Origin of the sequence: Stenotrophomonas maltophilia (assembly GCF_006974125.1) — a bacterium.
Taxonomy (GTDB): domain Bacteria; phylum Pseudomonadota; class Gammaproteobacteria; order Xanthomonadales; family Xanthomonadaceae; genus Stenotrophomonas; species Stenotrophomonas maltophilia_O.
This window is the reverse complement of record NZ_CP037858.1, coordinates 457,822-480,386: the sequence shown is the minus strand read 5'-3', so window position 1 is coordinate 480,386 and position 22,565 is coordinate 457,822. Positions and strand designations below refer to the sequence as shown.

Annotated in this window: 22 protein-coding genes; 19 read left to right on the top strand and 3 right to left on the bottom strand. The window is 67.3% G+C overall.

Annotation, left to right across the window (positions count from 1 at the left end; translation table 11 throughout):
- Window positions 1-71: 71 nt before the first annotated feature.
- The 19 genes from moaA (at window position 72) to EZ304_RS02110 (ending at window position 19,905) form a co-directional block, all read left to right on the top strand.
- Window positions 72-1,052 carry a GTP 3',8-cyclase MoaA gene (gene moaA, locus EZ304_RS02200; RefSeq protein ID WP_142806137.1) on the top strand — a complete coding sequence of 327 codons (981 nt, stop codon included), beginning with the start codon at window positions 72-74 and terminating at the stop codon, window positions 1,050-1,052.
- Window positions 1,053-1,060: 8 nt separating this feature from the next.
- A complete protein-coding gene (moaCB, locus tag EZ304_RS02195) occupies window positions 1,061-2,056 on the top strand; it encodes a bifunctional molybdenum cofactor biosynthesis protein MoaC/MoaB (protein WP_099553417.1) in 996 nt (331 codons plus the stop codon).
- A complete protein-coding gene (locus EZ304_RS02190) occupies window positions 2,056-3,309 on the top strand; it encodes a molybdopterin molybdotransferase MoeA (RefSeq protein WP_142806135.1) in 1,254 nt (417 codons plus the stop codon). The genes moaCB and EZ304_RS02190 overlap by 1 nt, the downstream gene beginning before the upstream one ends.
- The gene (locus EZ304_RS02185; RefSeq protein ID WP_099553422.1) at window positions 3,309-3,569 is read left to right on the top strand and encodes a MoaD/ThiS family protein; all 261 of its coding nucleotides are present in this window, start codon (window positions 3,309-3,311) and stop codon (window positions 3,567-3,569) included. The genes EZ304_RS02190 and EZ304_RS02185 overlap by 1 nt, the downstream gene beginning before the upstream one ends.
- A gap of 3 nt (window positions 3,570-3,572) precedes the next feature.
- Window positions 3,573-4,073 (top strand): molybdenum cofactor biosynthesis protein MoaE, encoded by a 501-nt coding sequence (locus EZ304_RS02180; RefSeq protein WP_049444673.1) that lies wholly within the window; start codon window positions 3,573-3,575, stop codon window positions 4,071-4,073.
- Between the two features lie 108 nt (window positions 4,074-4,181).
- Window positions 4,182-4,724, top strand: a complete 543-nt coding sequence (gene mobA / locus EZ304_RS02175; RefSeq protein WP_142806134.1) for a molybdenum cofactor guanylyltransferase — start codon at window positions 4,182-4,184, stop codon at window positions 4,722-4,724.
- A complete protein-coding gene (locus EZ304_RS02170) occupies window positions 4,721-5,086 on the top strand; it encodes a hypothetical protein (RefSeq protein WP_142806133.1) in 366 nt (121 codons plus the stop codon). Before mobA ends, EZ304_RS02170 begins: the two co-directional genes overlap by 4 nt.
- A gap of 145 nt (window positions 5,087-5,231) precedes the next feature.
- Window positions 5,232-6,650 (top strand): NarK family nitrate/nitrite MFS transporter, encoded by a 1,419-nt coding sequence (locus EZ304_RS02165; protein ID WP_142806131.1) that lies wholly within the window; start codon window positions 5,232-5,234, stop codon window positions 6,648-6,650.
- 72 nt (window positions 6,651-6,722) lie between these two features.
- Entirely contained in the window at window positions 6,723-10,466 is a 3,744-nt protein-coding gene (locus EZ304_RS02160; protein ID WP_142806130.1) for a nitrate reductase subunit alpha, read from the top strand.
- The gene (narH, locus tag EZ304_RS02155; protein ID WP_032959969.1) at window positions 10,466-12,010 is read left to right on the top strand and encodes a nitrate reductase subunit beta; all 1,545 of its coding nucleotides are present in this window, start codon (window positions 10,466-10,468) and stop codon (window positions 12,008-12,010) included. Before EZ304_RS02160 ends, narH begins: the two co-directional genes overlap by 1 nt.
- The gene (gene narJ, locus EZ304_RS02150) at window positions 12,010-12,690 is read left to right on the top strand and encodes a nitrate reductase molybdenum cofactor assembly chaperone (RefSeq protein WP_142806128.1); all 681 of its coding nucleotides are present in this window, start codon (window positions 12,010-12,012) and stop codon (window positions 12,688-12,690) included. The genes narH and narJ overlap by 1 nt, the downstream gene beginning before the upstream one ends.
- Window positions 12,687-13,394 (top strand): respiratory nitrate reductase subunit gamma, encoded by a 708-nt coding sequence (gene narI, locus EZ304_RS02145; RefSeq protein ID WP_099553434.1) that lies wholly within the window; start codon window positions 12,687-12,689, stop codon window positions 13,392-13,394. The genes narJ and narI overlap by 4 nt, the downstream gene beginning before the upstream one ends.
- 3 nt (window positions 13,395-13,397) lie before the next feature.
- Window positions 13,398-14,297 (top strand): peptidylprolyl isomerase, encoded by a 900-nt coding sequence (locus tag EZ304_RS02140; RefSeq protein ID WP_142806127.1) that lies wholly within the window; start codon window positions 13,398-13,400, stop codon window positions 14,295-14,297.
- Between the two features lie 23 nt (window positions 14,298-14,320).
- The gene (locus tag EZ304_RS02135; RefSeq protein WP_012480466.1) at window positions 14,321-15,652 is read left to right on the top strand and encodes an MFS transporter; all 1,332 of its coding nucleotides are present in this window, start codon (window positions 14,321-14,323) and stop codon (window positions 15,650-15,652) included.
- Between the two features lie 142 nt (window positions 15,653-15,794).
- The gene (locus EZ304_RS02130; protein ID WP_142806126.1) at window positions 15,795-17,009 is read left to right on the top strand and encodes a coproporphyrinogen III oxidase; all 1,215 of its coding nucleotides are present in this window, start codon (window positions 15,795-15,797) and stop codon (window positions 17,007-17,009) included.
- Window positions 17,010-17,020: 11 nt separating this feature from the next.
- Complete coding sequence (locus tag EZ304_RS02125) at window positions 17,021-17,797, top strand: helix-turn-helix domain-containing protein (protein ID WP_005416832.1); 777 nt, start codon at window positions 17,021-17,023, stop codon at window positions 17,795-17,797.
- Window positions 17,798-17,816: 19 nt separating this feature from the next.
- The gene (gene modA / locus EZ304_RS02120; RefSeq protein ID WP_142806125.1) at window positions 17,817-18,560 is read left to right on the top strand and encodes a molybdate ABC transporter substrate-binding protein; all 744 of its coding nucleotides are present in this window, start codon (window positions 17,817-17,819) and stop codon (window positions 18,558-18,560) included.
- Between the two features lie 3 nt (window positions 18,561-18,563).
- Window positions 18,564-19,247 carry a molybdate ABC transporter permease subunit gene (gene modB / locus EZ304_RS02115; RefSeq protein WP_005413347.1) on the top strand — a complete coding sequence of 228 codons (684 nt, stop codon included), beginning with the start codon at window positions 18,564-18,566 and terminating at the stop codon, window positions 19,245-19,247.
- The gene (locus EZ304_RS02110; protein ID WP_142806124.1) at window positions 19,237-19,905 is read left to right on the top strand and encodes a sulfate/molybdate ABC transporter ATP-binding protein; all 669 of its coding nucleotides are present in this window, start codon (window positions 19,237-19,239) and stop codon (window positions 19,903-19,905) included. The genes modB and EZ304_RS02110 overlap by 11 nt, the downstream gene beginning before the upstream one ends.
- Before the next feature lie 76 nt (window positions 19,906-19,981).
- Here EZ304_RS02110 and EZ304_RS02105 read toward each other — a convergent pair whose 3' ends face one another.
- The 3 genes from EZ304_RS02105 to EZ304_RS02095 are packed head-to-tail and all read right to left on the bottom strand — an operon-like array spanning window position 19,982 to window position 22,565.
- Window positions 19,982-20,782: a class I SAM-dependent methyltransferase gene (locus tag EZ304_RS02105; RefSeq protein ID WP_142806123.1), complete on the bottom strand. Its 801-nt coding sequence runs from the start codon at window positions 20,780-20,782 to the stop codon at window positions 19,982-19,984.
- On the bottom strand, window positions 20,779-21,555 hold the full coding sequence (locus EZ304_RS02100; RefSeq protein WP_099553449.1) for an ABC transporter ATP-binding protein: 777 nt from the start codon (window positions 21,553-21,555) through the stop codon (window positions 20,779-20,781). The genes EZ304_RS02105 and EZ304_RS02100 overlap by 4 nt, the downstream gene beginning before the upstream one ends.
- The gene (locus EZ304_RS02095) at window positions 21,552-22,565 is read right to left on the bottom strand and encodes a FecCD family ABC transporter permease (RefSeq protein ID WP_099553451.1); all 1,014 of its coding nucleotides are present in this window, start codon (window positions 22,563-22,565) and stop codon (window positions 21,552-21,554) included. The genes EZ304_RS02100 and EZ304_RS02095 overlap by 4 nt, the downstream gene beginning before the upstream one ends.

The following is a 22,565-nucleotide window of genomic DNA, read 5'->3' as shown; positions in this document are numbered from 1 at the left end:
TTCCAGCAGGCGAGGGTATCCGGGCCGTTCCGGGCACAGGCAAGACGGTGGAGCAACAAGGTGGACCAGCCATGAGCCAACTCACCGACGGTTTCGGACGCAGCTTTCCGTACCTGCGCCTGTCGTTGACCGAAGCCTGCAACTTCCGTTGCAGCTACTGCCTGCCCGACGGTTACCAGGCCGATGGCCGCCCGCGCTTCCTGCAGGTGGATGAAATCTCGCGCCTGGTGCGTGCGTTTGCCGCGCTGGGCATGAGCAAGATCCGCCTGACCGGCGGTGAGCCCAGCCTGCGCAAGGACCTGGACGAGATCATCGCCACGGTTGCGGCGGTGCCGGGCATCCGCAAGGTGGCCATCACCACCAACGGCACGCTGCTGCCGCGGCGCCTGCCGGGGTGGCACCGGGCTGGCCTGACCGCGCTGAACGTGAGCATGGACAGCCTGCAGCGCGAACGCTTCAAGACCATCACCGGGCACGACCGCCTGCCGGAGATCGAACAGGGCCTGGCCCTGGCGCAGGCGTTGGGCCTGCCGGCGATCAAGCTCAACGCGGTGCTGCTGCGTGGCCTGAACGACGACGAGCTGCCGCAGTGGATGGACTACCTGCGTGACCGCCCCTTCAGCGTGCGCTTCATCGAACTGATGCGCACCGGCGACAACGAAGCCTATTTCCAGCGCCACCACCTGCGCGCCGACGTGGTGATCGAGCAGCTGCTGGCCGCTGGCTGGCACGAGCGTCCGCGCGCCGCCGATGCCGGCCCGGCGCGCGAGTTCGGCCACCCCGACCATCGCGGCAGCATCGGCATCATCGCCCCGTATTCGCGTGACTTCTGCAAGGGCTGCAACCGCCTGCGGGTGACCGCCAAGGGCGACCTGCGGCTGTGCCTGTTCGGCGAGTTCGGCGTGCCGCTGCGCCCGCTGCTGCAGAGCGACGATGACCACGACGCGCTGCTGGCACGTATCACCACACAGCTTGGCCTGAAAGCGGCCGGGCATGGACTGCACCAGGGCCAGACCGGGCTGACCCCGCACCTGGCCTCCATCGGAGGATGAGCAACACGATGAGTGGGGAATTGAATGCGGCCTTCCATATGGCCGATGTCCGCGACAAGCGCATCACCCGCCGCCGTGCGGTGGCGGTGGGCGAGCTGCATGCCGGTCCGGTGGCCTATCCGCTGATCGTCGAGCGCCGCCTGCCCAAGGGCGATGCGCTGGTGATGGCGGAGATTGCCGGCCTGCAGGGCGCAAAGATGGCCTCGATGCTGATGCCGCTGTGCCACCCGCTGCCGCTGGAACTGGTGCAGGTGTTCTGCGCGCCGGTGCCGGAACGGCAGGCGATCCGCGTGTGGTGCGAGTGCGCCAGTGAGGCACGCACCGGCGTGGAGATGGAGGCACTGGCCGGCGTCAACGCGGCGCTGTTGACCCTGTACGACCTGAGCAAGCCGGTGGAACCGGCGCTGCGCATCGAAGGCATCCGCCTGCTGTTCAAGGAAGGCGGCAAGCGCGGTGTCTGGCTGCACCCCGACGGCATGGACGATGCCGAGCGCGCGCGTTTCAAGCCGCGTGCACCGAAGGGCCTGCAGGGCGCGGCCTGCGCGGTGATCACGCTGAGTGATCGTGCCAGCGAAGGCACCTATGAGGATGTGTCCGGCCCGACCCTGGTGACCGGCCTGAAAAGGCTGGGCGGCGAGGTGGTGGCCGCCGAGGTGTTGCCTGATGGCATCGAACCATTGGCGGGCCGCCTGCAGGCCCTGGCCGCCGAGGGCGTGCGCCTGTGCCTGTGTACCGGTGGTACCGGGCTGGGCCCGCGTGACCTGACACCGGAGGCGCTGCGTTCCCTGGACGCGCGGCCGGTGCATGGCCTGGCGCAGATGGTGCGGGCACTGAGTGCACAGCACACGCCGATGGCCTGGCTGAGCCGCGCCGAGGTGGTGCAGCTGGGCAACATGCTGGTGTTCGCATTGCCTGGCAGCCCGAAGGCGGCGGCGCAGTGCCTGGATATCCTGGCGCCGGTACTGGGCCACGCCCTGGCGATGGTCGAGGGTGGTGGCCACTGATGATTGCCTACAGCGAAGCCTTGCAGCACCTGCTGGACGCGGCCACGCCGCTGCCGGCCGAGCGCCTGCCGCTGCATGAGGCCGGCGGCCGTACCCTGGCCAGTGACATCCACAGCGGGCAGTCGTTGCCGCCGTTCGACAATTCGGCGATGGACGGCTTCGCGCTGCGTGCCAACGGCGCGACGTTCGAGGCCGGTACCGAATTCGCGGTGCAGGGCTGGCAGGCGGCCGGCGATGCCGGCGCCGAGGGCGGCGAGGGTGCCTGGGAAATCATGACCGGTGCGCGCATGCCGTCCGGGCTGGACACAGTGGTTCCGGTCGAGAACGTGGACATCCTCGCCAGCGAGGAGGGACGCCCGACCCGCATCGCGCTGAAGGCATCGGTGAAGCCGGGCCAGCACGTGCGCCTGCGCGGCCAGGACGTGAGCGAAGGCGAGCGCGTGCTGCAGGCCGGGCAGGTGCTGGATATCAATGCGCGCACCCTGCTGCATGCCATCGGCGTGGGCCAGGTGGCGGTGGTGGCACGGCCGAAGGCGGCGGTGATCGCCACCGGCAAGGAGCTGGTGACCGAAGCGGCGCAGACGCTGGAATCCGGGCAGATCCGTGACAGCAACCGGCCGTATCTGGTCGGCCGCCTGCAGGCCGCCGGTGCCGAGGTGGTCTGGCAGGGCACGGTGGGCGACGACGTGGCCGCGTTCAATGCGGTGCTGGATGAAGCGCTGGCCGCGGGCGCGCAGGTGCTGATCAGCACCGGCGCGGTGTCGGCTGGGCGCTACGATTTCGTTCCCGATGCGCTGCGCGGCCGTGGTGCGCGCATCGTGTTCCACAAGGTGGCGATCCGCCCGGGCAAGCCGCTGCTGTTCGCGGTGCTGCCCGATGGTGCGTTGTACTTCGGCCTGCCGGGCAATCCGGTGTCGGCCGCCGTGGGCCAGCGTTTCTTCGTCGAGCCGGTGCTGCGCCGCCTGCTGGGGCTGGCGCCGGAGCTCATGTTGCAGCTGCCGCTGCAGGCCGACGTGCGCAAGCCGCCGGGCCTGCGCTTCCACGCGCGTGCGCGGGTGGAAATGGACGGGCAGGGGCGCCTGAGTGCGCGCGTGCTGTCCGGGCAGGAGTCGTTCCGTTTGATGTCCATGCTGCAGGCCAACGCCTGGGTGGTGCTGGAGGCCGAGGGAGACCTGGCCAGCGCTGGCACCTACGTGCGCGTGCAGGGCTGGGGTCACCACGAACCGGTGCAGCTGGTGAGCCAGGAGTCATGATGAAACAAGTGAATCTGCAGTTGTTCGGTGCGTTTTCCGACCTGGATGCCAGCCGTGAGATTGCCGTGGATGTGGCCGGTGACACTGTGGCCGATCTGCGCCAGGCGCTGCGCGAACTGCTGCCGCTGCGTTGGCCGGGTTTCCGCGCCGGCCTGCTGGACTACTCGGCGTTCGCCGACCAGCAACGCGTGCTGCGCGACCACGAGGCGCTGCCCGACGATGGCCGGGTGGCGATCCTGCCGCCGGTGAGCGGGGGCTGAGCGATGAGCGAGAAGATCATCGCAAAGGTGGTGGATCGCGCGCAGGCGGCGATCGATCCGGCCGAGGGCATCGCCGCGGTCTCCGATCCGGGCTTCGGCGGCATCGACGTGTTCATCGGCAAGGTGCGTGACGTCAACATCGGCCGGCCGGTGACCGGGATCACCTACGACCTGTTCGAGCCGCTGGTGCTGAACGAGTTCAAGCGCCTGGCCGCCGAGGTCGAGGCGACGTTCGGTCCGAAGCTGAAGCTGTATGTGGCCCACGCCAAGGGCCGGTTGGGCATCGGCGATGTGGCGGTGGTGGTGGCCGCCGGCAGCCCGCACCGCGACGAAGCGTTCCGCGCGTGCCGGCAGTTGATCGAGGTGGTGAAACACCAGTGCCCGATCTGGAAGCAGGAGCATTACGAGGACGGCGACAGCGAGTGGAGCGAGGGTTGCAGCCTGTGCCATGCGGACAGCGAACCCGCTCATGCCCATGACCATGCGCACGATCACCAGCATTGACCCCGCCCTTCAGGGGGGGGCGGGGTTCAGTAGATCCACGCCATGCGTGGATGAGGCCTTTCCCGCGCATCCGGCCGGCGCAGCCACGCATGGCGTGGCTCTACTGCGATGAGCATCAACGGCATCGTGCTTGCCGGTGGCCTGTCCAGCCGGATGGGTCGCGACAAGGCGCTGCTGCCGTGGCAGGGCCGCACGCTGCTGGAACACATGCGGGGCCTGTTGATGCAGGCCGGCGCAGGCGAGGTATGGGTCAGCGGAAATTACCCGGCGTTCGGGGGCGTACCGGACCGCGTGGCACGTTGCGGGCCGCTGGGCGGGCTCTACAGCGTGGCGATGCGCATGCCCGATGGCCCGGCCTGGGTGGTGCCGGTGGATACGCCGCTGCTGCCGCCGCGATTGCTGCAGCAATTGCGTGACGGCCATCGCGGTCCATGCACGATCTTTGCGGGCCACCCCCTGCCCATGCTGGTGGATATAGACGATGCTTGTCGCAACGTACTTGGATCGATGCTGGATGACCCGGACGGTCCGCGCTCGCTGCAGGCGCTGCAGCGTCGTCTTGGCGTGAACACCGTGGCGCTGGCGCCGGTTGACGAGGCCGGGCTGGTCAACTGCAATACCCCCGAACAATGGGAGGATGTTGCGTCATGAAAGTGCAGTTGCAGGACCAATCGGTACGGCTTCGCCTGGACGAGGCCGAACTGGCGCGCCTGCTGGCCGGTGAATCGGTCGAGAACATGACCCGCTTCGGCGGTATCGAAGGCTGGGGCATGGCGGTGTCGCTGCATGGCGGTGAACAGCCCGTGCTGCTGGACGGCGGCACCTTCTGCCGCCTGGTACTGCCGCGCCCGGCAGTCGAGGCCTTGGCGGCGCGGCTGCCGTGCCGGGATGGCCTGCCATTCGACATTGCCCTGGAAGATGGCAGCCAGCTTCAGCTGCAGTTCGATGTGGACGTGCGCGACAGCGTGCGCCAGCGCGGGGTGACCCGCCGCAGCACCGCTTCATCGGTTTGACATTTGTCAGGGGCAGGGTGGAAACCGGCCCCTGATTGATCCAGATCAACCCCGTCGTCCGTGCTGCACGGCCTAATGGCTGCATGACGACGGGTTACAACTTGAAACGCAGTACCCACGTCATTCCACAGCCTTGGAGCCATGTATGACCGTCGGTAGCGATCCTGTTGTCCGCAGCACTGCCAGTCCGGGTCGCGTCATCAGCGACTGGACGCCGGAGGACCCCGGCTATTGGGAGCGCACCGGCAAGCGGGTCGCCACCCGCAACCTGGTCATCTCGATCCCCTCGCTGCTGCTGGCCTTCTCGGTCTGGGTACTGTTCTCGGCGGTGTCGATCAGCCTGCCGAAGATCGGCTTCAACTTCAGTACCGACCAGCTGTTCTGGCTGGTGGCGCTGCCCAGCCTGTCCGGCGCGACCCTGCGCATCTTCTATTCGTTCGTGATTCCGATCTTCGGCGGCCGCCGCTGGACCGCGCTGTCCACCGCGTCGCTGCTGGCGCCGACGCTCTGGCTCGGCTTTGCGGTGCAGAACCCGGCCACGCCGTACTGGGTGTTCGTGGCCATCTCGATCCTGTGTGGTTTCGGTGGCGCGAACTTCTCGTCGTCGATGTCCAACATCTCCTTCTTCTACCCCAAGCAGAAGCAGGGCCTGGCGCTGGGCCTGAACGCCGGCCTGGGCAATGTGGGCGTGTCGGTGGCGCAGGCGGTGATTCCGCTGGTCATCACCGTGGGCGTGTTCGGTGCGCTGGGTGGTGCACCGCAGCCCGCGGTGGAGGGTGGGGCGCCGCTGTTCCTGCAGAACGCCGGCTTCATCTGGGTGCCGGCCATCGCGCTGTGCGCCATCGCGGCCTGGTTCGGCATGAACGACCTGACCAGCGCCCGCTCCTCGTTCTCCGAGCAGGCGGTGATCTTCCGCCGCAAGCACAACTGGCTGATGTGCTGGTTGTACATCGGCACCTTCGGTTCCTACATCGGTTTCTCGGCCGGCTTCCCGATGCTGGTGAAGAGCCAGTTCCCGGACGTGAACCCGCTGGCCTACGCCTTCATCGGCCCACTGCTGGGCGCACTGATGCGTTCGGTGGGTGGCAGCATGGCCGATCGCTGGGGTGGCGCACGCCTGACCTTCTGGGTGTTCGCGCTGATGATCGCGGCAGTGTTCGGCGTGCTGCACTTCCTGCCCAGCGATGGCCAGGGTGGCAACTTCTACGGCTTCCTGCTCAGCTTCATGGCGCTGTTCGTGCTCAGTGGCATCGGCAACGGCACCACCTTCCGCATGATCCCGGTGATCTTCCGCACCCTGCATGAGCGCTGGTCGGCCAACGACAACGCCGAGGGCAAGGCCACGGCCGCACACCAGGCCAGCATCGAGTCGGCCGCAGTGGTCGGTTTCTCCGGTGCGATCGGTGCCTACGGCGGTTTCTTCATTCCCAAGAGCTACGGCTCGTCCATTACGTTGACCGGCAGCCCCGACATGGCGCTGTACGGATTCGTTGTTTTCTATGTCACCTGCCTGGCCGTGACCTGGTGGTGGTACTACCGGCGCGGTGCCGAGACACCCTGCTGACGACATGAGAACGCACCGCAGCCAGATGACACACACAGCCACGATGCCGATGTCCGCAAAGGGAGACCCCCGATGAGTTATTTCCTCGATCGCTTGCAGTTCTTCAAGCGTGACCCCCAGACCTTTGCCGATGGCCATGGTTTTGCCAAGAGCGAGGGCCGCGACTGGGAAAACAGTTACCGCGCCCGCTGGCAGTACGACAAGATCGTGCGGTCCACCCATGGCGTGAACTGCACCGGCTCCTGCAGCTGGAAGATCTACGTCAAGAACGGCCTGGTCACCTGGGAAACCCAGCAGACCGACTACCCGCGCACGCGCCCGGACCTGCCCAACCATGAACCGCGTGGCTGCCCGCGTGGCGCCAGCTATTCCTGGTACCTGTACAGCGCCAACCGGCTGAAGTACCCGCTGATCCGCGGCACGCTGCTGCGCCTGTGGCGCGAAGCACGCAAGAGCAAGGCCCCGGTTGATGCCTGGGCAAGCATCGTGGAGGACAAGGAGAAGGCACGCTCGTACAAGACCCGCCGCGGCATGGGCGGCTTCGTGCGCCTGCAATGGGAAGAGGCCAACGAGATCATCGCCGCCTCCAACCTGTATACGGTGAAGCAGTACGGCCCGGACCGCGTGGTCGGGTTCTCGCCGATTCCGGCGATGTCGATGGTGTCCTACGCTGCCGGTGCGCGATACCTGTCGCTGCTGGGTGGCGCCTGCCTGTCTTTCTACGACTGGTACTGCGACCTGCCGCCGGCCTCGCCGCAGATCTGGGGCGAGCAGACCGACGTGCCCGAATCGGCCGACTGGTACAACAGTCGCTACATCATCGCCTGGGGCTCGAACGTGCCGCAGACGCGTACGCCCGATGCGCACTTCTTCACCGAGGCGCGCTACAACGGCACCAAGACGGTGGCGATCTGCCCGGACTATTCCGAGCTGGCCAAGCTGACCGACCACTGGCTGCACCCCAAGCAGGGCACCGACGCGGCGCTGGCCTTTGCCTTCGGCCATGTGATCCTGCGCGAGTTCCATGTCGATTCGCCCTCGCAGTATTTCCAGGACTACTGCCGCCAGTACTCGGACATGCCGATGCTGGTGCGTCTGGAGCGCCGCGACGATGGCCGCCTGGTGGCGGGCCGCTTCCTGCGTGCCAGTGAGCTGGGCGGGCTGGGTGAAGCCAACAACCCGGACTGGAAGACCCTGGCCTACGACGAGAACAGTGGCCAGATCGTGGTGCCCAACGGCTCGATCGGTTTCCGCTGGGGTGAGAAGGGCCGCTGGAACATCGAAGAAAAGGCCAGCAATGGCGCCGACACACGCCTGCGCCTGAGCTTGTCCGACACCAACGACGGCATCGAGGCGGTGAGCTTCCCGTACTTCGGCGGCATTGAAAGCGATGGCTGGACCGCTGCGCCGGCCGAAGAAGTACTGGACCGCAACATTCCGGTGCGCCGGCTGGCCACGGCCGATGGCGGCGAGACGCTGGTGGCCACGGTCTACGACCTGCTGCTGGCCCAGTATGGCGTTGACCGTGGCTTTGGCGGCGGTAACGTGGCATCGAGCTTCGATGACATGGTGCCGGGCACGCCGGCGTGGCAGGAGCGCATCACCGGCGTGTCGCGCGCCGAGGTGATCGAGATCGCCCGCGAGTTCGCCCGTACCGCCGACAAGACCCACGGCCGATCAATGATCATCGTCGGCGCGGGCATGAACCACTGGTTCCACAACGACATGAACTACCGCGGCCTGATCAACATGCTGATCATGTGCGGTTGCGTGGGCCAGACCGGTGGCGGCTGGGCGCATTACGTGGGCCAGGAAAAGCTGCGCCCGCAGACCGGCTGGCAGCCGTTGGCGTTCGGCCTCGACTGGAGCAAGCCGCCGCGCCACATGAACGGCACCTCGTTCTTCTACTTCAACACCGGGCAGTGGCGCTACGAGAAGCTGCAGGTGGACGAGCTGCTGTCGCCGCTTGCCGATGCCAGCAAGTACGGCGGCAGCCTGGCCGACCTGAACCTGCGCGCGGTGCGCATGGGCTGGCTGCCGAGCACCCCGCAGCTGGACCGCAACCCGCTGCAGCTGGTACGCGAGGCCGAAGCGGCCGGCGTAGCCCCGGCCGACTACGCGCTGGGCAAGTTCAAGGACGGCTCGCTGGACTTCGCCTTCGCCGACCCGGACGCCAGCCAGAACCACCCGCGCATGATGTTCATCTGGCGCTCGAACCTGCTCGGTTCGTCGGGCAAGGGCCACGAATACATGCTGCGGCACCTGCTGGGTACGCGCCACGGCCTGCAGGGCAAGGACCTGGGCGAAATGGGCGCAGTGAAGCCGCAGGAGGTGAAGTGGCGCGACGAGGCGCCGGAAGGCAAGCTGGACCTGCTGGTCACGCTCGACTTCCGCATGTGCACCACCGCGCTGTACTCGGACATCGTGCTGCCGACCGCCACCTGGTACGAGAAGGACGACCTCAACACCTCGGACATGCACCCGTTCATCCACCCGCTGTCGAAGGCGGTGGACCCCGCGTGGGAATCGCGCAGCGACTGGGACATCTTCAAGGAGGTGGCCCGCACCGTGAGCGAGATGGCGCCGGGCGTGCTGGGTGTGGAGAAGGATCTGGTGCTGGTGCCGACCCTGCACGACACCCCCAACGAACTGGGCATGCCGTTCGGCGTGGCCGACTGGAAGAAGGGTGAGTGCGAGGCCATTCCGGGCCAGACCATGCCGTCGATGACGGTGGTGGAGCGTGACTACCCGAACCTGTATCGCAAGTTCACCTCGCTCGGCCCACTGCTGGACAAGCAGGGTAACGGCGGCAAGGGAATGAGCTGGGACACGAAGCACGAGGTCGAGTTCCTCGGCAAGTTGAACCACACCGTGCACGAAGAAGGCGTAAGCCAAGGCCGCCCGGCCATCTCGACCGCGATCGACGCAGCCGAAGTGATCCTGCACCTGGCGCCGGAAACCAACGGCCACGTGGCGGTGAAGGCCTGGGAATCGCTGGGCACCTTCACCGGCCGCGAGCACACCCACCTGGCCGTGGGCAAGGAGCACGAGGCGATCCGCTTCCGTGACATCCAGGCACAGCCGCGCAAGATCATTTCCTCGCCGATCTGGTCGGGCCTGGAAGACGACAACGTCAGCTACAACGCTGGCTATACCAATGTGCACGAGCTGATTCCGTGGCGCACGGTGACCGGTCGCCAGCAGTTCTACCAGGACCATGAGTGGATGATCGATTTCGGCGAGGCGTTCATGAGCTACCGGCCGCCGGTCAACACGCGCACGGTGGAGCCGCTGCTGAACCAGCGCCCGAACGGCAACAAGGAGATCGTGCTGAACTGGATCACCCCGCACCAGAAGTGGGGCATCCACAGCACCTACAGCGACAACCTGATCATGCAGACGCTGTCGCGCGGTGGCCCGATCGTGTGGATCAGCGAGGACGACGCGCGCAGCGCCGGCATCGTCGACAACGACTGGATCGAGCTGTTCAACGTCAACGGTGCGATCGCCGCCCGTGCGGTGGTCAGCCAGCGCGTGATGCCGGGCATGGCGATGATGTACCACGCCCAGGAACGCATCATCAACGTGCCGGGCTCGGAGATCTCCGGCACCCGCGGCGGCATCCACAACTCGGTGACCCGCATCGTGCTCAAACCCACACACATGATCGGCGGCTACGCGCAGCTGGCCTATGGCTTCAACTACTACGGCACCTGCGGCACCAACCGCGATGAATTCGTGATCGTGCGCAAGATGGACAAGGTGGATTGGCTAGATGGCGAGGCCGTGCCGGCCGCCGCCAAGGAGGTGGTGTGATGAAGGTCCGCGCACAGATCGCGATGGTGCTGAACCTGGACAAGTGCATCGGCTGCCATACCTGCTCGATCACCTGCAAGAACGTCTGGACTTCGCGCGAGGGCGTCGAGTACGCCTGGTTCAACAACGTGGAAACCAAGCCGGGCATCGGCTACCCGAAGGAATGGGAGAACCAGGACAAGTGGAACGGCGGCTGGGTGCGTACCCGCGCCGGCAAGCTGGTGCCGCGTGCCGGTGGCCGCTGGCGCATGCTGGCCAAGATCTTCGCCAACCCGGATCTGCCGCAGATCGACGACTACTACGAGCCATTCGATTTCGACTACCAGAACCTGCACACCGCCAAGGACAGCCAGCACCAGCCCACCGCGCGGCCGCGTTCGCTGATCAGTGGCGAGCGCATGCAGAAGATCGAGTGGGGCCCGAACTGGGAGGAAATCCTCGGTTCGGAGTTCAGCAAGCGCTCGCGCGACTACAACTTCGACCAGGTGCAGAAGGAGATCTACGGCGCCTTCGAGAAGACTTTCATGATGTACCTGCCGCGCCTGTGCGAGCACTGCCTGAATCCGGCGTGCGTGTCGGCGTGCCCCTCGGGCGCGATCTACAAGCGCGAGGAAGACGGCATCGTGCTGATCGACCAGGACAAGTGCCGCGGCTGGCGCATGTGCGTTTCGGCCTGCCCGTACAAGAAGATCTACTACAACTGGAAGAGCGGCAAGTCGGAGAAGTGCATCTTCTGCTACCCGCGCATCGAGATGGGTGAGCCGACCGTGTGCTCGGAAACCTGCGTGGGCCGCATCCGCTACCTGGGGGTGATGCTGTACGACGCCGACCGCATCGCCGAGGCCGCTTCGGTGGCCGCCGAGAAGGACCTGTACCAGGCCCACCTGGACATCTTCCTGGACCCGAACGACCCGGCGGTGATCGCCGCCGCGCGCAAGGAGGGGATCCCGGACAGCTGGCTGGAGTCGGCCAAGCAGTCGCCGGTGTACAAGCTGGCGATCGACTGGAAGCTGGCGCTGCCGCTGCACCCGGAATACCGCACGCTGCCGATGGTCTGGTACGTGCCGCCGCTGTCGCCGATCCAGTCCGCTGCCGAGCGTGGCCGCGTGGGCATGAGCGGCGAGCTGCCGGACGTCGCTTCGCTGCGCATTCCGATGCGCTATCTGGCCAACCTGCTGACGGCCGGTGACGAGGCGCCGGTGGTGCGCGCGCTGGAGCGGCTGATGGCCATGCGTGCCTGGCGCCGGGCCAAGAACGTGGACGGCGTGGAAGACACCGCGGTGCTGGAACAGACCGGGCTGAGCATCGCCCAGGTGGAAGAGATGTACCGCTACCTGGCCATCGCCAACTACGAGGACCGTTTCGTGATTCCGACCGGCCACCGCGAGTACGCCAACGATGCCTTCGGCGAGCGCGGCGGCTGCGGCTTCACCTTCGGCAACGGCTGCAATGGTGACAGCCCGGCCGACCTGTTCGGCCAGCGCAAGACCACCACTTTCGTGGTGGACAAGGGTCCGAACCACCGCCGCAAGGAGGTGGTGTGATGAGCGTGCTCAAGCTGGTCGGGGTGTTGCTGGACTACCCCCGCGAAGAACTGTGGGAGCACGGCGAGGAACTGCTCGCCGCCTGTGACGACCCGGCGCTGAACGCCGCCCGCCGCCAGCAGCTGCGCAGTTTCGTGCAGCAGCTGCTGGCCACCGACGCGCTGGACGCACAGGCCGCATGGCTGGCCAGTTTCGACCGCGGCCGCTCGATGAGCCTGCTGCTGTTCGAGCACATCCATGGCGAGTCGCGCGACCGTGGCCAGGCCATGGTCGATCTGGTCGAAACCTACCGCCGCAACGGCTTCGAGCTGGATGCACGCGAGCTGCCGGACTACCTGCCGCTGCTGCTGGAGTTCCTGGCCCATCGCCCCGGCAGCGAGGCCCGCGAGTGGCTGCACCACATCGGCCACATCGCCGGGATGCTGGCGGCACGTGCGGCCGAGCGTAAGCTGCCGCACCGGGTGCTGTTCGAGATTCTGGTCGAAGCCGGTGACGGCAAGGCCGATCTGCATGCGCTGCGCCAGCGTGCCAGCGAAGAAGTCCGCGACGATACCGCCGAGGCCATGGACCGCTTGTGGGAGGAGGAGGCGGTGCGCTTCGGCGCCGAAGCTCCCGCCGAAGACTGCAAGCCGCCCGTGCGTACGCCGGCCCGTCCTTCGCATCGAGAGGTCCAGCCATGAGTTACTCCCTGCATCAATTCGCCTTCCAGTACTACCCGTACATCGCCGTGGCGGTGCTGCTGATCGGCAGCTGGGCCCGCTATGACAAGGCCATGTACACCTGGCGCACCGGCTCCAGCCAGATGCTGTCGGACAAGGGCATGCGGATCGGCAGCAACTGTTTCCACATCGGCATCCTGGCCATCCTCGGTGGCCACCTGGTCGGCCTGCTGACTCCGCACGCGGTGTACGAGCACTTCATCACCTCGTCGCAGAAGCAGATGCTGGCGATGGTGGTCGGCGGTGTGTTCGGCGCACTGTGCTTCATCGGCATCAGCATCCTGCTGGTACGTCGCCTGTTCAACGCGCGCGTGCGGGCTACCGGCAGCTTCGGTGACACCCTGGTGCTGGTGCTGCTGTTCGCCCAGCTGTGCCTGGGCCTGTACAGCATCCGCGTCTCGTCCGGCCACCTGGACGGCGGGGTGATGGTGCAGCTGGCCGAGTGGGCGCAGCACATCGTGACCTTCCGCGCCGGTGCCGCTGACTACATCGAGGGCGTCAGCTGGGTCTACAAGATGCATATCTTCCTGGGCCTGACCCTGTTCCTGATCGCGCCGTTCACCCGCCTGGTGCACGTGTGGAGCATTCCGATCAGCTACCTGTGGCGGCCCTACCAGGTGGTGCGCCGCCGCCAGGCCACGCTGCGCTACGGTCCGCGGGAGTAAGCCATGGGCAGCCTGCCGAAATTCCTGCCGATCACCGTGATCGACTCCGCCGCACCGGTTCCCGCCGAGGCGCATTCGCATCACCATGACGCGCCAGCGCAGGGGCCACGCTCGCTCGGGCAGCCGGCACCGTGCCGGCTGTTCGTGGACGAGACCGCGATCAGCGAGGCTGACATCGCCCGCGAGATGCAGCACCACCGGGCGATGCGCCCGGAACAGTCACGGGCCGAGGCGGCGCGTGCACTGGTGGTGCGCGAGCTGCTGCGGCTGGAAGCGCAGCGGTTGGGTCTGCAGGCGCCGGACGGCAACCGGGTAAGCGACGAGGAAGTGCTGATCCAGCAACTGCTGGAAGACGCGATCGAAGACCGCGTGCCGACCGATGAAGACTGCCGCCGCTACTTCGAGCAGAACCCGGAGCGCTTCCGCTCTCCCGACCGCGTGCGTCTGCGCCATATCCTGCTGGCCGCGCCGGCCGACGACGTGGCCGGGCGCTTCGCCGCACGTACCGAGGGTGAGCGGCTGGTCGGGCTGCTGAAGGAGTCGCCGCACCTGTTCGCCGATTTCGCCCTGCGCCATTCACGCTGCCCATCCAGCAGCGAAGGCGGTGACCTGGGCTGGCTGCAGCGTGGGCAGACCACGCCGGAGTTCGACCGACAGGTGTTCCGCCTGCGCGAGGGCCTGGCCGGCTTCCCGGTGGAATCGCGCTGGGGCTACCACGTGGTCTGCGTCGATGCCCGCGAGGAAGGCCAGCCGCAGCCGTTCGAGGCCGTGTTGCCGCAGCTGCGTGACTACCTGGAATTGCAGGTGCGGCAGCGCGAGGTGCAGGCCTACCCGCTGCAGCTGCAGGAGCGCTACCCGGTGCGCGGGCTGGATGAGATCGAAGCCGAAGCGGATATCGGCTGAACCCCCCTGAACGAGGAAAATTCATGAACCAGGCTCTTGCCCCCGCCAGCGCCGGGCAGCAGCAACGTGCGCTGTGGCTGAGCACGTTCGCCTTCACCGTGTGCTTTGCGGTGTGGATGATCTTTTCGATCATCGGCATCCAGATCAGTCAACAGCTCGGCTTGAATGACACCCAGTTCGGCCTGTTGATCGCCACGCCGGTGCTGACCGGTTCGGTCAGCCGCGTCTTCCTCGGCATCTGGTCCGACCAGTTCGGTGGCCGCAAGGTGATGGTGCTGGTGATGCTGTGTGGCGCAGTGGCCACCTGGATGCTGACCTATGCGCAGACCTACACCCAGTTCCTGATTGCCGCGCTGTGCGTGGGCATCGCCGGCGGCAACTTCTCGGTGGGCGTGGCCTACGTGTCGAAGTGGTTCCCGGCCAGCAAGCAGGGCACCGCACTGGGCATCTTCGGTGCCGGCAACATCGGCTCGGCGGTGACCAAGCTGCTGGCGCCGCTGGTGATGGTGGCGGCCGGCTGGACCATGGTTGCCAAGGTCTGGGCCGTTGCGCTGGCGGTTACTGCGGTGCTGTTCTTCCTCTTCAGCAAGGAAGATCCGTCGCTGGAGCAGCGCCGCCGCGAAGGCGTGAAGCCGGTGCCGTTTGCCGAGCAGATGGCACCGCTGAAGAACCTGCAGGTCTGGCGGTTCTCGCTGTACTACTTCTTCGTGTTTGGCGGCTTCGTGGCGCTGGCGTTGTGGCTGCCGCACTACCTGGTGGGCGCCTATGGCATGGACGTGGGCCACGCCGGCATGCTGGCGGCGTGCTATTCGATTCCGGCCAGCCTGTTCCGGGTGGTGGGTGGCTGGATGTCGGACCGGATGGGCGCGCGCCGGGTGATGTACTGGACCTTCGGCGTGTCGGCCATCTGCACCTTCCTGCTGGCCTACCCGGATACCGAGTATGTGGTGAAGGGTATCCATGGCCCGATCCACTTCCATCTGGCCATCGGCGTGGTGATGTTCACCGTGCTGGTGTTCGTGCTTGGCTTCTTCATGTCGCTGGGCAAGGCCGCGGTCTACAAGCACATTCCGGTGTACTACCCGAAGCACGTGGGTGCCGTGGGCGGCGTGGTCGGCATGATCGGTGGCCTGGGTGGCTTCATCCTGCCGATCGTGTTCGGCGCGTTGAACGATGCAGTGGGCATCTGGAGCAGCTGCTTCATGCTGCTGTTCGTGCTGGTGGCGGCTGCGCTGGCATGGATGCACTTCGCGATCCGTCGCATGGAACGCCGCCACTTCCCGCAGATCGACCGCGAAACCGATCTGCCCGAAGCCATCGATGCGGCTGCCGCCGAGCGGGTGCGTGGCGGGTGAAGGGTGCTGCCGGCCAACGGCCGGTACTACCGAGTGGTGGATGAAAGGGTAGTGCCGGCCGCTGGCCGGCAGGAACCATCAGATGCGCCACGCTTGATTTCAATCAGGGCCACGCGAAGAGGAACGCCCGAAGATGTCTGCCATGAGCTTCCACGTTGACGAGAGCGAGGACACTGCGCTGCAGGCGGCATTGCTGCGGCAGCCCCGGCACGTGCTATTTCCGCCGGCTGACCAGTTCAGTACCGGCTTTGGCGAAAGCGGGTGGCGCGGCGCCGTGCGCGCCAGCAACGAGCACCTGATCCCGCGTGGCTTGACGCTCGGCTTCCAGGTTGGTCGTGGTGGACGCGATGCGCCAGCGCAGGCGTATCTGGACACCCTGCTGCTGGCCCTGCGCCTGCAGGCCGGCGCGCTGGCTGAAGATCGCGAGGTAGTGGCGATGGTACTGCAGCTGGGGCTGGCCGAGACGCTGCCGCCGCCGCAGCTGGGCCAGCTGCTGGATGCGGTGCCGCAGCACCTGCGCACGGTGGCGCGGCCACAGGTGGAGGTGCGTCTGGACGCGGGTAGTGCGCTGTCACCGGCGCAGCTGCGTGCGGTGGGCTGCACCCGTTTGAACGTGATCGATCGCGCCGATGCACCCGGGCCGACCCTGCTGGCGCAGGCGCGACAGGTCGGCTTTACCGCGCGCTACTACCAGTTGCGGGTGCCCGGCAGCGAGGACACCGGCTTCATCGAACGACTGCATGAGGTGCTGGCCGAAGCGCCCGAGCGCATCCTGTTGCCGGCGCCGTGCGCACTGCCGGAACATCCTTCGGCCGCACGATGGCTGCAGAGCTGGCGCCTGCTGCGCGCAGCGGGTTACGAGCCGATCGGTGGCGATCACTATCAGCGCGGCGACCTGCCCAACCCGCATGGCCCGGGCGATGGCCAGCGTCATTGTGACCTGGCCGGCGCGCCACGCCGCGACCGCAGCGATTTCATCGGGCTTGGCCTGTCCGCCTGCAGCCAGATCGGCGAGGTGTTCTACCGCCTGGAGGACGAACTGGGCGAATGGCGTGCGCGGCTGCAGGCTGGGCACATGGGCGTGTCTGCCGGATTGATCCTGTCCGAAGACGAGCGACTGGCGGCCGAGGTGGCGCAGAGCATCGCCTGCGATCACGCGCTCGATGCGGCTGCCTTCGAATGGCGCAACGATGAACCGTTCGAAGAATGCTTCGCCGAGCAGCTGCCGGCATTGGCACCGTTGCTGGCGCGCGGCTGGGCACACTGGGATGGGCGCGTACTGCGGCTGGCCGAAGAAGGGCGGCTGCTGTGGCGTATGATGGCCGCATGCTTCCGGCCGGCGGCCGCCATCGCTTGAGTCTTGCCCCGATGTCTTCGAATCCGCCTTCGCACGGCCGCCTCGGCCAGGCCACACCGAACCCCGCCGCCGCCGATGACGGCGATGCGCTGCACTTCTGCAGCACCTGCGCGTTTTCCGACGCGTGCATGTCGCAGGGCTACGACAAGACCGCACTGGGTGATCTGCACGTGCTGGTCGACCATGTCGGTCCGTTCCATGCAGGTGACTACATCTTCCGCGCCGGCGAATCGTTCGATTCGATTGCTGCGGTGCGCGCGGGCATGGTCAAGACCTTCGTCGATGACAGCCAGGGCAACGAGCAGGTGCTGGGCTTCAGCCTGCCGGGCGAAGTGATCGGCCTGAATGCGATCCACGGTTCGCGCTTCCCCTGCAATGCGGTGGCGCTGGATACGGTGCACCTGTGCCGCATCTCGTTCCCCAAGCTGAGCTCGCTGGCCACGCGCATGCCGGGTCTGCAGGCCAAGCTGTTCAGCCTGCTCAGTGCGGAGATCGGCAAGGTCGCTACCCTGGCCGCCAACCACCGTACTGAAGAGCGCATGGCCGCGTTCCTGCTGGACATGTCCGAGCGTTACGCGCGGCGTGGTTTTTCCGCCACGCGCTTCAACCTGACGATGGCGCGTACCGAGATCGCCAATTACCTGCGGATGGCGCCGGAAACCGCCAGCCGCGTGCTGCGTCGCCTGAGCGATGATGGAATCATCGCGGTGAAGCAGCGTGAGATCCTGCTGCTGCAGCCCGAGCGCCTGGCGGCGCTGGCGGTGGCCGACGAATCCGATCCGAACTGAACCTGGCCGGGAGCCGACGATGAAGCGAGCTGGACTGTTGTTGCTGGGACTGCTGGCCACGGTGCCGGCGTGGGCGGCCGACCTGACGGTGTCGGCGGCATCGAGCCTGACCGAGAGCTTCCGCGAACTGGGCGCCGCCTATGAGAAGGCGCACCCGGGGACCAAGGTCGACTTCAACTTCGCCGCGTCCGGCGTACTGCTGCAGCAGATCAGCCGCGGCGCGCCGGTGGATGTGTTCGCGTCGGCCGACGAAGCCACGATGGACCAGGCCCAGCAGCAGGACCTGCTGGCGGCCGGTACCCGCGAGGTGTTCGCAGTGAATGCGCTGTGGGTGGTGGTGCCGCCGCAGGCCAAGGCTGCGCCACGTACCTTGAAGGACCTGGCCGGTGCAGGCGTGCAACGCATCGCACTGGGCAACCCGGACAGCGTGCCGGTCGGCCGCTATGCCAAGGGCGCGCTGGAAGCAGCGGGCCTGTGGCCGTCGGTGCAGGGCAAGACCATCACCACCCAGAACGTGCGCCAGTCGCTGGATTACGTGGCGCGCGGCGAAGTGGACGCCGGCTTCGTCTATGCCACCGATGCACAGGCGATGCCCGACCGGGTGCGCCGTGCCTTCGCGGTGCCGGTGGCGGGGCGCATTGCGTATCCGCTGGCGGTGACCAAGGCCAGCGCGCAGCCCGGCGAAGCAAAGCGATTCACCGCCTTCGTGCGTTCGGCACAGGGCCAGGCGATCCTGGCCAAGCACGGGTTCGGCAATCCCTGAGGCATGGATCTCGACTGGAGCGCACTGTGGTTGTCGCTGAAGGTGGCCGGCTGGGCCACCGCGATCAATCTGGTGCTGGGCGTGGCACTGGGCGCGCTGCTGGCGCGGCGGCGCTTTCCCGGCCGTGAGTTGCTGGATTCGCTGCTGACCCTGCCGATGGTGCTGCCACCGACGGTGCTGGGCTATTACCTGCTGGTGCTGATCGGTCGCAACGGCCCGATCGGCGCGTGGCTGCAGTCGTGGTTCGGCATCAACCTGGTGTTCACCTGGCAGGCGGCGGTGATCGCCGCGGCGGTGGCTTCGCTGCCGCTCGTGTTCAAGCCGGCACGCGCGGCGTTCGAGGAAGTGGATGGTCAGCTGGAGCAGGCCGCGCGTACGCTTGGAGTGTCCGAAGCAGCGGTGTTCTTCCGCATCACGTTGCCGCTGGCCTGGCGCGGCATCCTCGCCGGCCTGCTGCTGGCGTTCGCACGCGCGATGGGCGAGTTCGGCGCGACGTTGATGGTGGCGGGCAGCATTCCGGGCCGAACGCAGACGTTGTCGATCGCCATCTACGAGGCGGTGCAGGCCGGCCAGGACGGCAAGGCCAATGCGCTGGTGATCCTGACCTCGGTGGTCTGCATCGTGATTCTGTTGCTGGCTGCACGGCTGGTGGGCGGACGTCGCCGGGAGCTGCGTGATGTGGCTTGACCTGCAGGTGCAGCGTCGCCTGCAGGCGGCCGGCCAGGATTTCGTGTTGGACGTATCGCTGCAGTGCACGCAGCGCCAGGTGGTGCTGTTCGGGCCCTCGGGCGCGGGCAAGAGCCTGACCTTGAAGGCGGTGGCCGGCCTGCTGCGGCCGGGCCAGGGCCATGTGCGCCTGCAGGGACAGACCCTGTTCGATGCGGCCACCGGTGTGGATCTGCCGCCGCAGTGCCGCCGGTTGGGCTACGTGTTCCAGGATTACGCGCTGTTTCCGCACCTGAGCGTGCGCCAGAACGTGGCGTTCGGTCTGGAGAAGGGGTGGTTGAATCCGCGGATCGGTCAGCGCTTCGATGCGGTGGAGCAGTGGTTGCACGCATTCCGCATCGACACGGTGGGCGATCTGCTGCCTTCCCAGGTGTCCGGTGGCCAGCGCCAGCGCACTGCACTGGCGCGCGCCCTGGTGACGCAACCGCAGGCTCTGCTGTTGGATGAGCCGTTCTCTGCGCTGGACCATGATCTTCGCCAGCACCTGCGCCAGGAGCTGGAGACGGTGCTGGACAAGACCGGTATCCCGCTGTTGTTGATCAGCCACGATCCGCAGGATGTGGCCGTGTTTGGGCAGCAGGTGGCGCGTGTAGTGGATGGTCGCATCGTTGGCAATTGACCTGTGATGGTAGTGCCGGCCGCTGGCCGGCAACCACGACATCGGGAGCAGCCAGCCCGCGGCCGGCGCTACCGGTTCAGCCGTTCGTCGCCCACTGGATGAACGCCCAGCGCCGCGTCGGCGCCATGCCGAAACGATGCTGTGGCGAGCGCGCATGCCATGCACGTACGCGTGCTTCCTCATCCGCATCCAACGCACCGAACAGCTCCACCGCCTGGCGCACCAGGCCGTCGGCATCCTGCGCGACGTCGCGCACCGACTCGGGCAGGTAGTCCAGCTGCGGCTCGCGTCCCATGTCCAGCAGCATGTTGATCGGGTAGCGGTGGTCGGGCATCGGCACCCAATCACGGCCAAGCAGCTCGGCCAACTCCGGCACGCCGGCCCGAGGACCGGTGGCGAAGGTGATGCAGGCACGCTGGCGGGCGTGCGCATCCAGCCTGCGCAGCGCGGCCTCCAGATCCGCCACCATCAGCGAGCGCGAGGCAATGGCCAGATCACAGCGCGGCACGTCGTGCCAGTCGTCGGTCCACGACAGCGCCCACGGCGTGACGTTGGAAGCGCCGTCGCGGGCGATGGCGGCACGCAGGCCGTCGAGCATGCCGGTGCTGTAGTCGAGCGCATGCACATGACCGACCTGCGTGGCGATCGGCAGGCTCAGCAGCCCGGGGCCGCAGCCCACGTCGAGCACGGTGGCCACGCCGGAAAGATCAAGCCGGGCGAGGAACGCCTCGCTGTAGTCGTCGTGACGGCGCTTCCAGCTGGACTGTGCGGCACGCGCGTCCCAGGCACTGGCCGGCTTGGCCTGGAAGCCACAGGCCTGCAGGTGTTGGCGATAGCGTGCGCTGTGGTCGATCGGGGTCGGTAGCGGTGTACTCATGTAGAAGTTCCGGAAGCGGGCAGGGCGGCGGCGACGCGTGCGGCATCGACGCCATACAGGGTGGCGAGGCGTTCGGGCGTTGCGACCTCGCGGGCAGGGCCGAGCGCCTGCAGGCTGCCGGCGGACATCAACGCAATGCGGTCGGCCACCTGCAGCGCGTGCTGCGGTTGATGGGTGGACAGCAGCACACCGATGCCACGATCGGCCAGGCGGCGCACGGTATCGAGGATGCGCAGCTGGTTGCCGAAGTCGAGGCTGGCGGTGGGTTCGTCCATGATCAGCAACTGCGCCTGCTGCGCCAGTGCGCGTGCGATCAGCACCAGTTGGCGCTCACCACCGCTGAGCGTGGTGACGGTGCGGTCGGCCAGCGCCTGCAGGCCCAGTTCGCGCAGGCAGTCATCGGCGATGGCTTCATCAGCGCGACCCGGTGCCGCCAGCAGGCCCAGGTGCGCGGCGCGGCCCATGGCGACCACCTCGCGCACGCGCCAGGGGAAGGGCAACGGCGCGGCCTGTGGCACATAGCCCATACGGCGGGCGCGGGCGGCACGATCATGCGCGCGTAGCGGCGAGCCCTGCAGGTCCACCTCGCCGTGCACCGCAGGCAGCAGGCCTAGCAGTGTACGGAACAGAGTCGTCTTGCCACAGCCGTTCGGGCCAAGCAGGCACAGCACCTCGCCAGGCTGTACCGACAGCGCAAACGGCGCGCCCAGTGCCACGCCGGCATGGCCGATGGCCAGGCTGCGTGCTTCCAGCAGCAGTGTGGCGGTGCTCATGGGCGACGCTCGCTGCGCGCCAGTACCAGCAAAAAGCACGGCACACCGACGAACGCAGTGAGGATGCCGAGCGGCAGCTCGATTGGCGCCAGGGTGCGCGCCAGCGTATCGGCGGCGAGCAGGAAGCTGGCGCCGAGCAGCAGGCTGGCCGGCAGCAGGCGGCGGAAGTCGGCGCCGACCAGCAGCCGCGCGATATGCGGAACCACCAGTCCGACCCAGCCGATGATGCCGGCCAGTGACACCGCCGCCGCAGTGCACAGCGTGGCGGCGGCAATCAGCGTCCAGCGCAGCGGGGTGACCGCCACGCCCAGCGCGCTGGCCTCTTCATCACCCAGGCCGAGCAGGTTCACCCGCCAGCGCAGCAGCACCAGCGGCAACAGCCCGATCAGCAGCAGTGGCGCGGTGACCTTGAGGTCGTCGATGACCACCGCGTTCAAGCCGCCCAGCAGCCAGAAAGTGATCGAGGGCAGCTGCGTGTACGGATCGGCCAGCAGCTTCAGCAGCGAGATGCCGGCACCGAGCAGCGCGGACACTGCGACGCCGGCCAGTACCAGGACCAGCACCGGATCGTGCCGCCGTACCAGCGCAGCCACCAGGCAGACCAGGCCCACCGCACCGAGGCCGCCTGCGAAGGCGATGCCCTGCACCAGCAGCATCGGCAGGCCGAGGAACAGGCCCAGCGAAGCGCCAAGGCCGGCACCGGCGGAGACGCCGAGGATGTCCGGCGACACCAGCGGATTGCGGAACATGGCCTGGTAGGCCGCACCGGCCGCCGACAGCACCGCACCGATCAGCACGGCGGCCAGCACGCGCGGCAGGCGGATATGCCAGAGCGCGGCCTGCACCGCAGGCGGGCTGGGTTCGCCGATGCCGAACAGCTGCCAGCCGATGGCGTGCAGCAGCGCCGCCGGTCGCACCGGGAACTGGCCGACCGAGAACGCCAGCAGCAGCATCGCCAGCAGCAGGCTCCAGCCACCGGCATGCCAGGCCCAACGTGGAAGCGTGCGCAT

Bases quoted from the DNA above. Each gene is read 5' to 3' on its own strand.
- EZ304_RS02160 (WP_142806130.1), top strand. From the start codon at position 6,723: ATGAGTTATTTCCTCGATCGCTTGCAGTTCTTCAAGCGTGACCCCCAG.
- narJ (WP_142806128.1), top strand. From the start codon at position 12,010: ATGAGCGTGCTCAAGCTGGTCGGGGTGTTGCTGGACTACCCCCGCGAA.
- EZ304_RS02165 (WP_142806131.1), top strand. From the start codon at position 5,232: ATGACCGTCGGTAGCGATCCTGTTGTCCGCAGCACTGCCAGTCCGGGT.
- narI (WP_099553434.1), top strand. From the start codon at position 12,687: ATGAGTTACTCCCTGCATCAATTCGCCTTCCAGTACTACCCGTACATC.
- EZ304_RS02185 (WP_099553422.1), top strand. From the start codon at position 3,309: ATGAAACAAGTGAATCTGCAGTTGTTCGGTGCGTTTTCCGACCTGGAT.
- modB (WP_005413347.1), top strand. From the start codon at position 18,564: ATGGATCTCGACTGGAGCGCACTGTGGTTGTCGCTGAAGGTGGCCGGC.
- EZ304_RS02130 (WP_142806126.1), top strand. From the start codon at position 15,795: ATGAGCTTCCACGTTGACGAGAGCGAGGACACTGCGCTGCAGGCGGCA.
- moaA (WP_142806137.1), top strand. From the start codon at position 72: ATGAGCCAACTCACCGACGGTTTCGGACGCAGCTTTCCGTACCTGCGC.
- EZ304_RS02105 (WP_142806123.1), bottom strand. From the start codon at position 20,782: ATGAGTACACCGCTACCGACCCCGATCGACCACAGCGCACGCTATCGC.
- modA (WP_142806125.1), top strand. From the start codon at position 17,817: ATGAAGCGAGCTGGACTGTTGTTGCTGGGACTGCTGGCCACGGTGCCG.
- narH (WP_032959969.1), top strand. From the start codon at position 10,466: ATGAAGGTCCGCGCACAGATCGCGATGGTGCTGAACCTGGACAAGTGC.
- EZ304_RS02170 (WP_142806133.1), top strand. From the start codon at position 4,721: ATGAAAGTGCAGTTGCAGGACCAATCGGTACGGCTTCGCCTGGACGAG.
- EZ304_RS02095 (WP_099553451.1), bottom strand. From the start codon at position 22,565: ATGCGCACGCTTCCACGTTGGGCCTGGCATGCCGGTGGCTGGAGCCTG.
- EZ304_RS02110 (WP_142806124.1), top strand. From the start codon at position 19,237: ATGTGGCTTGACCTGCAGGTGCAGCGTCGCCTGCAGGCGGCCGGCCAG.
- EZ304_RS02140 (WP_142806127.1), top strand. From the start codon at position 13,398: ATGGGCAGCCTGCCGAAATTCCTGCCGATCACCGTGATCGACTCCGCC.
- EZ304_RS02100 (WP_099553449.1), bottom strand. From the start codon at position 21,555: ATGAGCACCGCCACACTGCTGCTGGAAGCACGCAGCCTGGCCATCGGC.
- moaCB (WP_099553417.1), top strand. From the start codon at position 1,061: ATGAGTGGGGAATTGAATGCGGCCTTCCATATGGCCGATGTCCGCGAC.
- EZ304_RS02125 (WP_005416832.1), top strand. From the start codon at position 17,021: ATGTCTTCGAATCCGCCTTCGCACGGCCGCCTCGGCCAGGCCACACCG.
- EZ304_RS02135 (WP_012480466.1), top strand. From the start codon at position 14,321: ATGAACCAGGCTCTTGCCCCCGCCAGCGCCGGGCAGCAGCAACGTGCG.
- EZ304_RS02190 (WP_142806135.1), top strand. From the start codon at position 2,056: ATGATTGCCTACAGCGAAGCCTTGCAGCACCTGCTGGACGCGGCCACG.
- EZ304_RS02180 (WP_049444673.1), top strand. From the start codon at position 3,573: ATGAGCGAGAAGATCATCGCAAAGGTGGTGGATCGCGCGCAGGCGGCG.
- mobA (WP_142806134.1), top strand. From the start codon at position 4,182: ATGAGCATCAACGGCATCGTGCTTGCCGGTGGCCTGTCCAGCCGGATG.